General features: G+C 63.3%; 13 protein-coding genes and 2 tRNA genes. 5 read left to right on the top strand and 10 right to left on the bottom strand.

Annotated elements, in window-relative coordinates:
* Nucleotides 1–180: 180 nt before the first annotated feature.
* The 6 genes from P1U55_RS14115 to P1U55_RS14140 form a co-directional block, all read right to left on the bottom strand.
* Complete coding sequence (locus P1U55_RS14115; RefSeq protein WP_301048262.1) at nt 181–1,581, bottom strand: deoxyribodipyrimidine photo-lyase; 1,401 nt, start codon at nt 1,579–1,581, stop codon at nt 181–183.
* Between the two features lie 94 nt (nt 1,582–1,675).
* Nucleotides 1,676–3,100, bottom strand: coding sequence for a sodium:alanine symporter family protein (locus tag P1U55_RS14120; RefSeq protein WP_301048263.1), 1,425 nt, complete (start codon nt 3,098–3,100; stop codon nt 1,676–1,678).
* Between the two features lie 202 nt (nt 3,101–3,302).
* Nucleotides 3,303–5,036 (bottom strand): BCCT family transporter, encoded by a 1,734-nt coding sequence (locus P1U55_RS14125; protein WP_301048264.1) that lies wholly within the window; start codon nt 5,034–5,036, stop codon nt 3,303–3,305.
* 49 nt (nt 5,037–5,085) lie between these two features.
* Nucleotides 5,086–5,502 carry a universal stress protein gene (locus P1U55_RS14130; protein ID WP_301048265.1) on the bottom strand — a complete coding sequence of 139 codons (417 nt, stop codon included), beginning with the start codon at nt 5,500–5,502 and terminating at the stop codon, nt 5,086–5,088.
* A gap of 225 nt (nt 5,503–5,727) precedes the next feature.
* Entirely contained in the window at nt 5,728–6,717 is a 990-nt protein-coding gene (gene acuI, locus P1U55_RS14135; RefSeq protein ID WP_301048266.1) for an acryloyl-CoA reductase, read from the bottom strand.
* Nucleotides 6,718–6,726: 9 nt separating this feature from the next.
* Entirely contained in the window at nt 6,727–7,158 is a 432-nt protein-coding gene (locus P1U55_RS14140) for a SufE family protein (protein WP_301048267.1), read from the bottom strand.
* Nucleotides 7,159–7,276: 118 nt separating this feature from the next.
* Here P1U55_RS14140 and P1U55_RS14145 point away from each other — a divergent pair, with 118 nt between their 5' ends.
* On the top strand, nt 7,277–7,744 hold the full coding sequence (locus P1U55_RS14145; RefSeq protein WP_301048268.1) for a hypothetical protein: 468 nt from the start codon (nt 7,277–7,279) through the stop codon (nt 7,742–7,744).
* Between the two features lie 103 nt (nt 7,745–7,847).
* Here P1U55_RS14145 and rnd read toward each other — a convergent pair whose 3' ends face one another.
* The 3 genes from rnd to purM all read right to left on the bottom strand — a co-directional run bounded on the left by rnd (nt 7,848) and on the right by purM (nt 10,761).
* On the bottom strand, nt 7,848–9,002 hold the full coding sequence (gene rnd / locus P1U55_RS14150) for a ribonuclease D (protein ID WP_301048269.1): 1,155 nt from the start codon (nt 9,000–9,002) through the stop codon (nt 7,848–7,850).
* A 119-nt stretch (nt 9,003–9,121) separates the two neighbouring features.
* A complete protein-coding gene (purN, locus tag P1U55_RS14155) occupies nt 9,122–9,718 on the bottom strand; it encodes a phosphoribosylglycinamide formyltransferase (protein ID WP_301048270.1) in 597 nt (198 codons plus the stop codon).
* The gene (gene purM, locus P1U55_RS14160) at nt 9,715–10,761 is read right to left on the bottom strand and encodes a phosphoribosylformylglycinamidine cyclo-ligase (protein WP_301048272.1); all 1,047 of its coding nucleotides are present in this window, start codon (nt 10,759–10,761) and stop codon (nt 9,715–9,717) included. The genes purN and purM overlap by 4 nt, the downstream gene beginning before the upstream one ends.
* A 100-nt stretch (nt 10,762–10,861) precedes the next feature.
* Between purM and P1U55_RS14165 the strand changes: the two genes are divergently transcribed.
* Together P1U55_RS14165 and P1U55_RS14170 are read left to right on the top strand one after the other, a co-directional pair.
* A tRNA-Ile gene (locus P1U55_RS14165) sits at nt 10,862–10,938 on the top strand.
* Between the two features lie 73 nt (nt 10,939–11,011).
* Nucleotides 11,012–12,220 (top strand): methyltransferase domain-containing protein, encoded by a 1,209-nt coding sequence (locus P1U55_RS14170; protein WP_301048273.1) that lies wholly within the window; start codon nt 11,012–11,014, stop codon nt 12,218–12,220.
* 83 nt (nt 12,221–12,303) lie between these two features.
* On the opposite strand, the gene P1U55_RS14175 is transcribed toward P1U55_RS14170, so the two are convergent.
* Entirely contained in the window at nt 12,304–13,584 is a 1,281-nt protein-coding gene (locus tag P1U55_RS14175; protein WP_301048274.1) for an ATP-binding protein, read from the bottom strand.
* Between the two features lie 45 nt (nt 13,585–13,629).
* On the opposite strand from P1U55_RS14175, the gene P1U55_RS14180 reads away from it, so the two are divergent.
* The gene (locus P1U55_RS14180) at nt 13,630–14,526 is read left to right on the top strand and encodes an MBL fold metallo-hydrolase (RefSeq protein ID WP_301048275.1); all 897 of its coding nucleotides are present in this window, start codon (nt 13,630–13,632) and stop codon (nt 14,524–14,526) included.
* 79 nt (nt 14,527–14,605) lie between these two features.
* A tRNA-Asn gene (locus P1U55_RS14185) sits at nt 14,606–14,680 on the top strand.
* Nucleotides 14,681–15,162: the final 482 nt, after the last annotated feature.

Raw genomic sequence — 15,162 nt, forward strand, 5'->3', positions numbered from 1 at the left:
GGAACACCGAAGCAGCCCAAAGCAAGCGCCGCAGCATCGGTGGATTTGAGCTCTTTGCAGTCATTCGCTGTGCACCGTGCGAAGGGCTGCGTCACGTCAAAGGCGAGCGCTCGGTCTATTAAGGAGCTCTTATGTGGCCGTTTCCCCAAGGCGAGGAATGTCGCCGCCCTGGAAATCCGCTCAGAAGGCGCGGTCCTGATAGGCCGTCAGCGCCGCCTCGCGGCCCTCTTGCAGACCAACGATCGGCTTTGCGGGGCGGTCTTGCCCCGGCTCAAGCCCCCAGTGGCGCGGGATCGCCTCATAGTAGCTGAGGGCGGTGTCGCTTGGACTATCGCCTTGCGGTAGCCAGCGGCAGCGATAGCTGGCTTTGGGGTCAAACTTGTCGGCCTGGGTTTCGGGGTTGAACACCCGGAAGTAAGGCGCCGCATCCGGGCCACAGCCCGCCACCCATTGCCAGCCCATCGCGTTACTGGCCTCGTCCCAATCAATCAGCGTGTCGGCAAACCACGCCATCCCGATGCGCCAATCGGTCATCATGTGTTTGGTGAGGTAAGAGGCCACCAGCATCCGGGCGCGGTTGTGCATGGTGCCGGTCACGTAAAGCTCGCGCATCGCCGCATCCACCACATCAAGCCCGGTGCAGCCCTTTTTCCAGGCCCAGATCTCTGCCGCTCGCGCGTCTGATTTCCACGGGAAGGCCGCCCATTCCTCGCGCCACTCGCTCTCGAAAATACGGGGGAAGTGATAGCCAAGCTGCCAGGCAAATTCGCGCCATGCCAGCTCTTTACGAAAATGCACCGCCCCCTCGCCGCTGTCTGGCACCGCGTTCCAGCACTGGCGCGGGGAAATTTCGCCATAGGTGAGATTTTCGCTCAACCCCGAGGTCGCCGCTTGCGCCAGCATATCGCGGGCGGCCTTGTAATCGTCCACCCGTTCACGCGCGAATGTGGCCAGCCGGGCGTGCGCCGCCTTTTCACCCACCACCGCATAGGGCTTCACCACCGCCGCGCCGCGATCCATGGCCGCGCCAAGCGCCCAATCGCCCAGCGCCTCGCTTTCGGGCCAGCTTACGGGCGCGTTTAAACTGCGCGGGCGCGGGCATTCCTCGCCCGGCGATGTGTCCTTCATGGATTTCCACATCGGGGAATACACCTTGTAAGGTTCGCCCGATTGGGTCTTCACCTGCCAGGGCTCCCACAGCAGTTTGCCGGGGAAACTGCGCGCCTCGATCCCCTCGTCACGCAGCGCCGCCTTGACCTCGCTGTCACGCTCCCGGCTTACCGGGTCATACTCACGGCTCCAGTAAACCGCCCCTGCCCCGGTTTCCCGGATCAGCTCGCACAGCACCTCCAGCGCGTTGCCCGAGCGCAGGATCAGACGTGAGCCGATCTCCTCCAGCGCCTTGCCATGCGCCGCTACCGAAAGGCCCATCCGCCAGGCCGCCGCCGTGCCCAGCGCATCAACCTTGCGCTCGCGGATAAATACCGGGATCACCGCGCCGTTTTCACGCGCCGCCGTGAGCATTGGCAGGTCCGAGAGCCGCAAATCACGGCGATGCCATAGGATCGTGGGGTGGGTCATGGGCACTCCTTTCGCCCCAAGCTAGGGCACCGCGCCCAAAGGAAAACCCCGCCCGGCGGTCACCGGACGGGGCCTTTGCCAAACCGTCACCCGGTTACTTGGCATCCGGCCATGCGGTTGGATCTGTATCCAGATCGGGGAACTGCTTTGGATCAAACACCGGCTTCCGCACGCCGGCTGCTAGTTGCGCGCGGAAATCGCGGATGATCCGCAGCGCCACCGGGAACAGCATCATCAGCGCCAGCAGGTTCACCACCGCCAAAATCCCCATCATCGGGTCCGAGAAGGAGAACACCGCCGTCGCCCCCGGTGCCACCGCGCCCAAAAAGACGATGCCAACAATCGCGATGCGCAACACATGCAGCGCCATCGGGTTGGGGGTGAGAAAGCTCAGCGCGTTCTCGCCAAGGTAATAGTTGTACATGATCGACGAAAAGCTGAAGAGCAGGATCGCCACCGTCAGGTAATACTGCACCCATTCGCCAACATGGTTCACCATGCTCTGCTGGGTCAGCGCCACCCCGTCAACCGCCTCGGCCCCGGCCACATAGACATCTCCAAGCAGGATCACGAAGGCCGTGCAGGAACAGATGATCATGGTGTCGATGAACACCGAAAAGCTTTGGGTGATGCCCTGGCTCACCGGGTGCTTCACATAGGCTGTTGCCGCCACGTTGGGCGCCGAGCCCAGCCCCGCCTCGTTGGAAAACAACCCGCGCCGCAAGCCTTGGGCAATTGCCGCGCCCATGCCGCCTGCCACCGCCTCACGAAAGCCAAAGGCATTGGCGAAGATGTCGACCAAAACGCCGGGCAGGCTGGTGATGTTGATTACAATGATCACCAGTGCGAGGCCGATATACATGAAGGCCATGATCGGGATGATCACATCCGCCGCCTTGGCGATCCGGTGGATGCCGCCATAAACGATGAAGCCCGTGGCAACCGCCAGCACCACCCCCGTGGCCACCCGCGGAATGGCCATGCTGTCCAGCGCAGCCCCCGCCACCGTGTTGCCCTGAAAGGCGTTAAACCCAATGGCAAAGGAGGCAATCAGGCAGACCGCGTATATCACCGCGAGCCAGCGATAATGCTCGCCCAGCCCGTGGATGATCGCCCGCGCCGGGCCACCGCGATAGTTGCCATCCGGTTCGGTGCGTTTGTAAAGCTGCGCCAGCGTGGCCTCGATCAGCGCCGAGCACATGCCCACCAGCGCAATCGCCCACATCCAGAACACGGCCCCCGGCCCGCCTGCGGTGATCGCCACCGCAACACCGGCAATGTTGCCGCCGCCAACCCGGCCCCCAACCGAAACGAACAGCGCCTCGCGCGCGCTGATCTTGTTGGGATCACTGTCTTCATCACTGCCCACCAGTACGCCAAACATCCGCTTGAAGAAGCGGATCTGCACAAAGCCGCTGGCAATGGTGAAGAAACAGCCCAACACCACAAGGAAAGGCACCAAGGCCCAGCCCCATGTCAGGTCGTTGATTACGGCGAAAATGCTATCCAAAAATCCCATCTGTGCCCCCGGCTTGTTCGCGTTTCAGGTTCCTATGGGTTGAGCCTAGCCCAGCCTTAAGCACGAAGCGGCATAAATTTTATCAACCCGTGGGAGAAAAGCGCAAAGCTGCGGAAATTGCTTGGAAATTAGGCGCCGCGCCTGTTGCGCCAAACGCCCCGCCCGGATCGCACCGGGCGGGGAGAAGGCCATATCAAGCCCTTCAGGCTTTGCGCTCTGAGCGCAGGCCCCGGTAGATCGCCCAGCACATCAGCAATAGCACAATGGTAAAGGGCAGCCCGGTTGAGATCACCATGGATTGCAGGCTCTTCAGCCCGCTGGCCGACATCAACAGCACAATCGCCACCGCACCCTCGAAGATGCACCAGAACACCCTCTGCGGCACCGGTGCATCCACCTTGCCGCCCGCCGTGATGGTATCAATCACGAGGCTGCCGGAGTCCGAGGAGGTCACAAAGAACACGATGACCAGAACGATCCCCACCAACGAGGTGATCTGCGCCAGCGGAAGCGCCGCCAACATCTCGAACAACTGCAAGGGCAAGGCCGCGTCCTGTGCGGCGGTGTAGCCGTCCATCACCACCTGCTGGATCGCCGCGCCGCCGAAAACGCTCATCCAGAGCACGCACACAAGGCTCGGGATCAGCAGCACGCAAACCACGAACTCCCGCACCGTGCGGCCCCGCGAAACCCGCGCGATGAACATGCCCACGAAGGGTGACCAAGAGATCCACCACGCCCAGTAAAAGCTTGTCCAGCCCTGGATGAAGTTCACGTCACCGCGCCCGCCCTCGCCGGCAATGGTTTGCGTGGCCGGGTTGGACAGCGCCGGCAGGTTCACCACATAGGCCCAGAGGTAATCGAAAAAGCCGGTGATAATCGCCAGCGTTGGCCCGACGATCAGCACAAAGGCCAGCAGCAGGAAGGCCAGCCCCATGTTGATCTCTGACAGCACCTTCACGCCGCCATCAAGCCCGCGCACCACCGAAACCAGCGCAATCGCGGTGATCGCGGAGATGAGCAGCACCAGCAGCGTGCTGGAGTTCTCGGTGCCGCTTTCCACGGTGTTGCTGAACGGCATCCCAAGGAAGGCCCGCGTGCCTTCTTCGGCCACGTCCGAGCCATAAAGGTAGGTCAACCCCGAGGCCGCCTGCGTCGCCCCAAACCCGAGCGAGGTGGCAAGGCCGAACAGCGTGGCAAACACCGCCAGTGTATCAATCACATGGCCCGGCCAGCCCCACACCCGCTCTCCAAGGATCGGGTAAAAGGCCGAGCGGATCGTCAGCGGCAAGCCTTTGTTGTAGCTGAACAAAGCCAGCGCCAGCGCCACAACCGCATAAATCGCCCAAGGGTGCAGACCCCAGTGAAAGATCGTCGCCGCCATGCCCAGCCGCGCTGCCGCCTGCTCATCCCCGGCCGCCCCGCCAAGCGGGGCCCAATCGGTGCGCACCCCATTCTCTTGCGCGATGCCGCCAATGGAGGAGCTGAAGTGGCTCATCGGCTCGGACACCCCGTAAAACATGAGGCCAATCCCCATTCCGGCTGCAAACAGCATCGCAAACCAGCCGATATAGCTGTAATCCGGCGTCGCCTCGTCACCGCCCAGCCGCACACTGCCCAGGGGCGTGACAATCAGCATCAAGCAGAACAGCACAAAGATGTTGGCGGCCCCGAGGAAGAACCAGTCAAACCCCTTGGTGACAGCGCCAAACAGCCAGGTAAACAACGCGCCGGACTGCTCCGGCAACGCCAGCGTGTAAAAGACGAAAGCCACAATGCTCAGCCCTGAAATCAGGAACACCGGGTTGTGGATGTCAAAGCCGAAGGGGCCAACTTCGCCGTCAATATTGTCCTGGCCAATCTCATATTCCGTGTCGATCAGATGCGCCGCGCCCTCGGGCGCCGGTATCCCCTGATCCTGTGATGTGTCGCTCATGGTTTTGCTCCCTGTTCGCATTGGTCGCGTCGTGCTTGCGCCGTTCGGCTCATGGCCGCACCAGCATCACCGAGGCCTTCGCCCGCCCGGCCACCGTACCGCCGTTTGACGGCCAGATATAATCGCTGAGGTTGGGCAGATGGGTGGCCATCACGATCAGATCGGCCCCCATCTCGTCGGCGGTTTTCAAAAGACTCGGGTCAAGGTCGGTCGCCGGGTCATGGCTGATCACCGCCTTGCCCTGCGCGTTGATCCCATGCGCCGCACCCTGCTCATCCGCATAGGCCTTCAGCTTTGCGCGAAACTCTTCCGGGGTATGTGCGATGGAGCCGGGCGTATTTGCCGCGACCCCCACCAACACCAGTTCAGCCCCCCACAGCGCGGCCAGCGCCGAGGCGGTATCAACCGCTTTGGAAAGGCTGTCTTTATGTGCCAGATCAACCGGCACCATGATCCGTGAATACATTGTAGGCTCCCTCGCGAGGCCCCGGCGCGCTCTGCGGCGCATCCGGGGCAATGCCCAATTTTTGGGCGGCTCAGAAGGGCATGGTAGACCGCGATTGCCAAAATGGAAATGCGATAGCGGCAGTGCGTGGCCCGTTAGCGACAGGGAAATGTCGCAAACGGGCCGTTTTGTGGCGTTTCCAACCCATCCGCCACTGGTCGCAACGGGCCGATCAGGCGCTCTGGCTTAGCCGTTCACATCCACCACAACACGCCCGCGCACCTTGCCTTCAAGGATGTCCGCGCCAAGCTGGGGCAGGTCTTCCAGCACCGCCGGGCGCACCATGGCCGAAAGTTTTTCCATCGGCAGGTCCTTGGCGATCCGTTTCCAGGCCTCAAGGCGCGCGCCGTAGGGCTGCAACACCGAATCGATGCCAAGCAGGTTCACCCCGCGCAGCAGGAAAGGCACCACCGTTGCAGGCAGCGCCGCGCCGCCCGCAAGGCCCACGGCGGCAACACTTGCGCCATATTTCATCTGGCCCAGCACGCGGGCCAGCATCGCGCCGCCCACCGCATCCACGCAGCCCGCCCAGGTTTCGCTTTCCAGCGGGCGCTTCACGGTTTCGGCAAGGTCTTCACGGGGCACGATCTGTGTTGCGCCCAGATCCTTCAGGTAATCCGCCTGCTCAGGCCGCCCGGTGACGCCCGCCACCTCGTGTCCCAACGCCGCCAGCAGCGCCACGGCAACCGAGCCCACACCGCCCGACGCGCCGGTTACCAGCACCGGCCCCTGCCCCGGCTTCAACCCGTGGCGCTCCAGCGCCATCACCGCCAGCATCGCGGTAAAGCCGGCCGTGCCCACCGCCATCGCCTCGCGGGTGCCAAGGCCCTCGGGCAGCGGCACCAGCCAATCGGCCTTGACCCGCGCCTTTTCGGCATAGCCGCCCCAATGGGCCTCGCCCACGCGCCAGCCGGTAAGCACAACCTTGTCACCGGGCTTGTAGCGCGCGTCATCGCTGGCCTCGACCGTCCCGGCAAAATCAATGCCCGGCACATGCGGGTACTTGCGCACGAGGCCGCCACCCGGGCCAAGGCATAGCCCGTCCTTGTAGTTCAAGGTCGAGTATTCCACCGCAACCGTCACCTCGGCCTCCGGCAGGGCCGACTCGTCAATCTGCTGAACCGACGCCGAGGTTTTGCCCTCGTCGTCCTTCTCCACGATCAAAGCTCTCATCACCGGGCCTCCCTATCCTGCCAGTTCCGCGCGCTCTGCCACCTGGCCAATCCGCGCCACCATCGCCCGCAACCCGTTGGAACGTTGCGAGCTCAAATGCTCATCCAAACCCAGCCGCGCCAGCTCGGCGGCGGCATCCACGGCGCGCACCTCGGCCACCGTCAACCCGTTGTAAAGCGTGCGCAACACGGCGATCAGCCCCTTGACGATCATCGCGTCACTGTCGCCCTCAAAACGCAGCACCGCCTGCGGCCCCGCGCCCTCAACCTCGGGGACCAGCCACACCTGGCTCGCACAGCCATCCACCTTGGTGGCTGGCAACTTCTGGCCCTCCGGCAACTGCGGCAGGCCCTTACCCATGTCGATCACATGGCGATATCGATCTTCCCAGTCGTCCAGGAACTCAAAGGTCTCGACCAGCTCTTCAAATGCGTCCTGCGCCATGACAAATGCTCCTTTTCGCCCAGAGCTAGGCCCTCCATTGGCCAAGGTCCAGCCCCTCGGGCTTTTCAAAGCCCCGCCACCGCGCTATGGGAGAGGGAAGAGCAGCGAGGGGGCAGATATGAAAACACCGCTTTTGGCCGCGACGGCATTGGCGCTGGCGCTCTCGGGCTGCGGCTCGATGCGCGAAAGCCGCCTCAACCCATTCAACTGGTTTGGCAATTCGCGCTCCGAGCAGGTGCAAACCGAAACCTATGAAGCCCCGGCAGACCCGCGCCCGCTGGTCGCCCAAGTCGCCGAGATGCGGATCGAAAAAATCCCCGGTGGCGCCATCCTCACCGTGGTCGGCCTGCCCCCGACCCAAGGCTACTGGGATGCCGAGCTGGTCTCGACCAACCCTGATGAAGCCCCCGAAAACGGCAGCCTCATCTATGAGTTCCGCATCGCCCAACCGGCAGATTTTCAACTGCAAGGCGCTCCGCGCACCCGTGAAGTGACGGTTGGCCATTATATCTCGGATGTAAAACTGCAAGGCGTGAGCCGCATCACCGTGCGCGGCACCGGCAACCAGCGCACCCTGCGCCGCTAGCCTTTTTCGCGCCGCCGCCTGCCAATGCGCGGGCGTGGCGGCGCGGCGTGGGCGGGCGGGAGTGCTGCCACGCCCGCGCGTTTCCTAAGCGCCAACCAGCGGCTTAAAGCGCGACAATCTCAACGTTTTCGCCCTTGAGGCCCAGCGCCACCTTGCCTTCGCAAAGCTTCATCGCGTCCTCGCCAAAGACCTCACGCCGCCAACCCCGCATCGAGGGCAGATCCCGCTCGCCTGCGGCGATCTCATCCAACTCGGCGGCACTGGCAATCAGCCGTTGCGCCACGTTAAACCGCTCGCCCTTGGCCTTCAGCAGCACCCGCAGCAAATCGGCCAGAGCGGGGTTCACCTGTAGCTTTTCGCGGCGGCGGTCCACCTCGGGGAAAGTCTCTGGATCGGCCTCAAGCCCAAGCTCCACAGCCTTCATAATCCCTTCGGCAATCTCGCCCCGCCGCGCTTCTCTCAACAGCAGGCGCGACCGGGATAGATCCTTTTCATTCCGGGGCTTTGTTGAGGCAAGTTCAAGCAATGCATCATCTTTGAATACCCGGTTTCGCGGCACATTCTTTGATTGTGCATAGCCTTCCCGAAACCGCGCCAACTCCCGCACAATCGCCAGGAACCGCCCCGAGCTGGTGCGGGTTTTCACCCGCTTCCAGGCCTCTGCGGGATGCACGATATAGGTCTCCGGGTTGGTCAGAACGCCCAGTTCCTCCTCCACCCATCCATGCCGCCCGGTCTTTTCCAACTCGGCGGCGAGAAACTCATAAACCACCCGCAGATGCGTCACATCGGCCAGCGCATATTCCATCTGCGCATCGGTCAGCGGGCGGCGCGACCAATCGGTAAAGCGCGAGGTCTTGTCGACCTTTTCCTTGGCAATCCGGCGCACCAGCGTTTCATAGCCCACCTGCTCGCCAAAGCCGCACACCATCGCGGCAACCTGCGTGTCAAACAGCGGATCGGGGATCACCCCGCCCTCCACGAAAAAGATTTCAAGATCCTGCCGCGCCGCATGAAACACCTTCACCACATCGCGGTTGCGAAACAGCTCATAGAGCGGCTCCATGCTCATCTCGGCGCCCTTGATCGGGTCAACCAAAACCGCCTCGCCATCGCCGGGAAGGGCGATCTGGATCAGGCACAGCTTTGAGTAATAGGTCCGCTCACGCAAAAATTCCGTGTCGACGGTGATATAGGGGCCAGCCTCGGCGGCCTTGCAGAACTCGGCCAGCTCTTCGGTGGTTAGAATGGTGCGCATCGTAGGGCGGTGCTCTCTTTTTTGCAGCGCCTCGGGCGCCGATTATCTATCCGCTGGAGTCCGCTTTTAGGGGCAAAACCACCCAAAGGAAAGGCCACATGCCGCAAGCCCTGCCCTCCCTAGGGCAAGGTCACCGGCGCCAGCTCACCGCCTGCAAAGCGCCGCAGCACCGCCGGATAGAGGCGATGCTCCTGCACCAGCACCTTTGCGGCAAGGCTTTCGGGGGTTTCACCGGGTTCAATCGCCACCCTTGCCTGCCCCCGGATCGGGCCGTCATCCAGCTCCGCCGTCACCTCATGCACCGTGCAGCCCGCCTCGCTGTCGCCCGCCTCCAGCGCGCGGGCATGGGTGTGCAAGCCTCGGTATTTGGGCAAAAGCGAGGGGTGGATATTGAGCATCCGCCCCTCCCACGGGCGCACAAAATGCGGCGTCAGCACCCGCATGAAGCCCGCTAGGCACACTAGATCAGCGCCAACGTCTTCCAGCTTTTCCAAGAGCTTGGCCTCAAAGGCCTCGCGATCCTTGCCAAACGGGCGGTGATCCACGGCGAAGGTTTCCACCCCCATCTCGGCAGCCCGCTTCAGCCCGCCCGCTTCCGGGTCGTTTGACATTACCAGCACCGGGCGCGCCGGGTGCCCGGCCTCCCCCATGCTCTGCACCAGCTTCACCATGTTGGAGCCGCCGCCCGAGATCAAAATGGCGCAGGCTCGGCTCAAAGCAATGCGCCCGTGTAGGAAACCCCCTCGCCCGCCGTCACCCGGCCAATCCGCGCCACCCGCTCTCCGGCGGCCTCCAGCACGCTGGCAAGCGCCTCTGCGCGATCTTCGGCCACAACCAGCACCATGCCAAGCCCGGCGTTGAAGGTTTTCAGCAGTTCCGGCTCGCTCAAGCCCCCGGTTTCGGCCAGCCAGCGAAACACGCCCGGCAACTCCCATGCACCAAGGTCCACCTCACAGCCCAAACCCTCGGGGAACACCCGTGGCAGGTTCTCGGTAAGGCCACCGCCGGTGATATGAGCCATGCCATGCACGCCCCCGGCGCGGATCGCCTCCAGCACCGGTTTCACATAAATCCGCGTTGGCGTCAGCAGCGCCTCGCCCAACGGGCCACCACCAAAGGGCGCGTCATCCTGCCAGCCAAGCCCGGCCCGCTCCACCACCTTGCGCACAAGGCTGTAGCCGTTGGAATGCACGCCGTCAGAGCCAAGCCCCAGCAGCACATCACCCGCGCCCACACCTACGGGCAGCGCGGTGCCGCGCTCCATCGCGCCCACCGCAAACCCCGCCAGATCAAAGTCACCCGCCGGGTACATCCCCGGCATCTCGGCGGTTTCGCCGCCAATCAGCCCGGCCCCGGCCATCTTGCAGCCCTCGGCAATGCCCTGCACCACGCTCGTTGCATGGGCCACGTCGAGCTTGCCGGTGGCGAAATAATCAAGAAAAAACAGCGGCTCCGCGCCTTGGCACACCAGATCGTTGACGCACATCGCCACCAGATCAATGCCCACACCGGCCACGATCCCGGTATCAATCGCAATGCGCAGCTTGGTGCCAACCCCATCGGTCGCCGCCACCAGAACCGGGTCATCAAACCCCGCAGCCTTCAGATCAAACAAACCGCCAAATCCGCCGATCCCGCCCATCACGCCGGGCCGGTTGGTGGCCTTCACCGCTGGCTTGATCTCATCCACCAGCGCGTTGCCTGCATCAATGTCCACGCCCGCATCCGCGTAGCTGAGGCCGTTCTTACTCTCGCTCATGCCGCTCTCCCGCATCGTCGCCCGGGCAATACGCCATGACGCGATGGAATGCCAGCGCCGCTTGACGCTGCCGCGCCCCTTGCATAATCAAGCCCCCGGCGGGCCTGTAGCTCAATTGGTTAGAGCAGAGCGCTCATAACGCTTTGGTTGCGGGTTCAAGTCCTGCCGGGCCTACCAATTTCCGCCTATCCCACCGGTTTCCGGCAGTTCCCACGTGCATCCCGCCGGCCCGTGGCCTAGAGGTTGACCCATGGTAGAAAGTCTTTCCGGCGCCCGTGCCCCCTTGATGAAAGCCGCCCAGGCGGCGGAAGTTGGCGATCTGGCGGCGGTGAAAACACAGGCGCTCAAGGCCCTCTCCTTCCCTGAAATTTCCGGCATTGAGTTGATCAAAGCGGTGGAAATGCTGCTCGACATCGGCCAAGAAAGCGCCGCCCTGCGCGGGCTGCGCAAGCATTGCGAAGGCAAGGCGCCCCGGGCCCAGGGATTCGCCCAGCTTGGGGCGCTGCACTTTGAGGCGGGCAAAACCGGCCCCGCCGCCCGCGCGCTCGAACGCGCCCTCAAGATGAACCCCGGCGATCGCCAAAGCGCCTTCCTGCTGGCCGATCTTCGGCTGCAAGCCGCGCTGCGCACCGAGGCCGAGGAGGTTTGGCACCGCGTGTTCGCCGCCCGCCCGGCGGATACCGATATCCGCCTGCGCGCCGCATCGCAGATGGCCAGCTTTGGCGCACAAGACGCCGCCAAGCGTTTTGTGGCCGAAGCCGAGCCGCTCCACGACGACCCAAAGGAATTTGCCTTCATGGCTGCTGCCATCACCGGCACCGCGCCGCCGCCGCTGCCCGATCCGGGCTATATCGCCCGCTTCTTTGATCGCACCGCCGAACATTACAACGCTTCGCTGCAAGGCGTACAATATCGCGGCCCCGAGATATTAAGCGCGGGTCTCGCCGCCCTCAATATCACACCGGGCGCTTCGCTCAGCGTGCTGGATGCAGGCTGCGGCTCCGGCCTTTCAGCCCCTGTCCTCACCCCGGTGGCACAACGCCTCGACGGGCTTGATATCTCTCCCGGCATCCTTGAAGAGGCTGTAAAAACAGGTGCTTATAACGAACTCTTCACCCACGATCTCGCCCGCGCCTCCCTGCCCGAACCCGAGGCCTATGATCTGATCACCGCCATGGACGTGCTGATTTACTGTGGTGATCTCACCGCCCCGCTCACCAATATGGCGCAGGCCCTCAAACCCGGAGGGCGGCTCTTTTTCACCGCCGAGGGCACCGGCAAGGACAGCGCCGATTGGGCGCTCACACCTTCGGGGCGCTACCGCCACAGCCTCGCCTACATCAATGACCGCCTCACCGCCGCAGGCTTCGCCCTGCCCGCGCATGTTACCCCGGTCACGCTGCGCAACGAGTTCCGCCGCCCCGTCCCCGGCCTCGCCATCGCCGCCACCCGCGCCTGAGCCAGCCGCCTCATTTTCTTGCTGAAAATATCCCGGGGGTGCGGGGGCTGGCCCCCGCTGGCACGCCTCCTCAGCCCGTTCGCCTAGCGCCCCAGCACCAACTCGGCCTTCAGCCCGCCCAAGGCTTCGCTTTCGCCCAAGCGAAGCATCCCGCCATGGGCGCGCGCTACATCCATCGCAATCGCAAGGCCCAGGCCCACGCCGCCGCCCTTGTCCTGGTTGCGCGCCATATCCAACCGGGTGAACGGCTTCAACGCGTCATCGCGCCGCTCTTCGGCAATGCCCGGCCCATCGTCCTCCACCGTGTAGCGCACCATCCGCTCGCCCAGATCCACCCGCAACACCGCCTTTTTGCCATAGCGGCGCGCGTTGTTGAGCAGGTTTGCCAGCGCCCGCTCAACCGCCAGCGCACGCAGCTTGATCTCCACCTCGCCCGCGCCCGCCTGCTCCACTGTCACCACAGCCCCCGCGCGGCGCGCCTTCTCGGCAACCCGCTCGGCCAGTGCCACGGCGTCCACCGGCTTGGCCTCCTCCAGCGCATCGCTGCGCACGAAATCAAGGAAGCCATCCAGCATCGCCTCCATCTCGTCCACGTCGCGCTCCATCTCGGCCACCTCATCGCCTTCGGCCATCGACAGGCCCAGCTTGAGGCGCGTGAGCGGAGTGCGCAAATCATGGCTCACCCCCGAAAGCAGCATCGTGCGCTGCGCCGTCTGCCGCTCGATCCTCGCTCGCATATCAAGAAAAGCATGGCCCGCCGCGCGCACCTCAATCGCCCCCGAGGGCTTGTAAGGCTCCACCCGCCCGCGCCCATAGGCCTCTGCCGCCGCCGCCAGCCGCGTGATCGGGCGCAGTTGGTTGCGCAGGTAAATGAAGGCCACCAGCGCCATGAACACCCCAACCACTGCCATCAACACCAGCAGTTGATGCGGGTTCGACGCCGAAACCTTGCGCCGTTGAAAGCCAATGGTCAAAGGCCCGGCGCTGGTTTCAACCTGCATCAGCACCCGACGGCTGTCCTCGGCCAGATCCACGGCCACCACACCGCCCATATTGCGGCGCAACTCTCCAATCACCGTCGCACCCGACCAGTCATAAAACGCGCGGCGAAAGCCATGCACCGCCGCGCCGCCCAACTCCAGATCAATCTGCAACGCCTGCGCCAAGGGCTGCACCGGCTCCACCGCGCCCGCCGCCTCCACGCTCTGCACCAGATAGCGCAACTCCAGCAGCAGGGAGTCGGTCATCTGCTGCGTCACATCCTCAAAATGCCGTTGAATGAAGACCACCGAAATCACCAGTTGCAAAACCACGATCGGCAAGAGCAGAATAAGCAGCGCCCGGCCATAAAGCCCGCGGGGCATTGAACGTTTCAACCACGAGAAATCCATAAGGGAAGGTTAGTTGTGATGGAGAGCGAACGAAAGCCAGAATGCACCGAACTGGCTCCCGGCCTGCGCCGCCTCATCGCGCCCAACCCCTCCCCGATGACCTATTGGGGAACCAACACCTACCTGATCGGCACCCGCGGCATCGCCGTGGTTGATCCCGGTCCGCTGTCCGAGCCGCACCTCGCCGCGATCATGTCCGCCCTCACCCCCGGCCAGCAGATCACCCATATCCTGTGCACCCACAGCCATATGGATCACTCTCCCCTCGCCCAGCCCCTCGCGGCGGCAACCGGTGCCAAGGTCCACGCCTTTGGCACCCACGAAGACGGCCGCCGCCCGGTGATGCAGGCCGTCGCCGCTTCTGGCCTCATCGGCGGCGGTGAAGGGGTACAGGCCGATTTCACCCCCGATATCCGCCTCCCCGATGGCGCTCTGATCAAGGGTGATGGCTGGCAGATCGAGGCGCTGCACACGCCCGGCCACATCGCCAACCACCTCTGCTTTGCCATCGGTGATGCGCTGCTCTCCGGCGATCACGTCATGGGATGGGCCAGTTCCATGGTGTCGCCCCCCGATGGTGACCTCACCGCCTTCCTCGCCTCCTGTGAGCGCCTGCTGGCCCGCCCCGAGGCCACCTACTTCCCCGCCCACGGCGACCCGATCGTGGATCCCAAAGCCCGCCTTGACTGGCTCATCAACCATCGCTCCGCCCGCACCGAACAGATCCGCACCGCCCTGGCCAGCGGACCGGCCACAATAGCCACCCTTACGGAGCGGATCTACACCGACACCCCCAAAGCCCTGCTGCGCGCCGCCGAACGCAACGTTCTCGCCACCCTCATCGCCCTTACAGAAAAAGGCGAAACCACCGCCAAACCCGCCCTCTCCGCCACCGCCACCTTCCAGCTCGCATGACCCTCCGAAAGTTTTTTCCCAAACCCCTCATTTCCCCCTAGACCCCACCCCAACCCATTGCTATATCGCCGGCCAGTGTTCCGGCGTAGCTCAGCGGTAGAGCAGTTGACTGTTAATCAATTGGTCGTAGGTTCGATCCCTACCGCCGGAGCCAAGATAAGCCCTTTAAGGTCAGAGCCTTAGAGGGCTTTTTTATTTCGCATAGTTCTCGCGTAAGGCGGAAAAGCAAGGCGCGCGTAAGGCTTGCGTGAAAGCTTTGGCCTTGGCTGCGGGCAAGTTTCTCTACCGATGATGCGACCGCATAGTCAAAGCTTCGCATGGAAGGTGAAACCCTGTCGTTCGCAACCTGCTAAAACTCGAATTACAAAGCCTCGTTGGTAGAGGATAGGTCGCGCATATCGTATACATGAAAGCTGAGCCCATCTTGACCGTACATTCTTAAAAAATCGCCTGTATCATATGTCGCTACATGAACCGCTGGGACTAAGATCAGTCGTGTAGATATCTGATTTGCGAGGTCCAACAATGTAGCATCTACAAAATCGACGCCAAACTGGCGAGCATATTGTCTAGCATGTGATCTACTCCCCAATCTTTGGACAGTTTCCGGCACTTCCTAAGCTACTCTTTGCTCCT

This window comes from Vannielia sp., from assembly GCF_029212645.1.
Lineage (GTDB): Bacteria > Pseudomonadota > Alphaproteobacteria > Rhodobacterales > Rhodobacteraceae > Vannielia.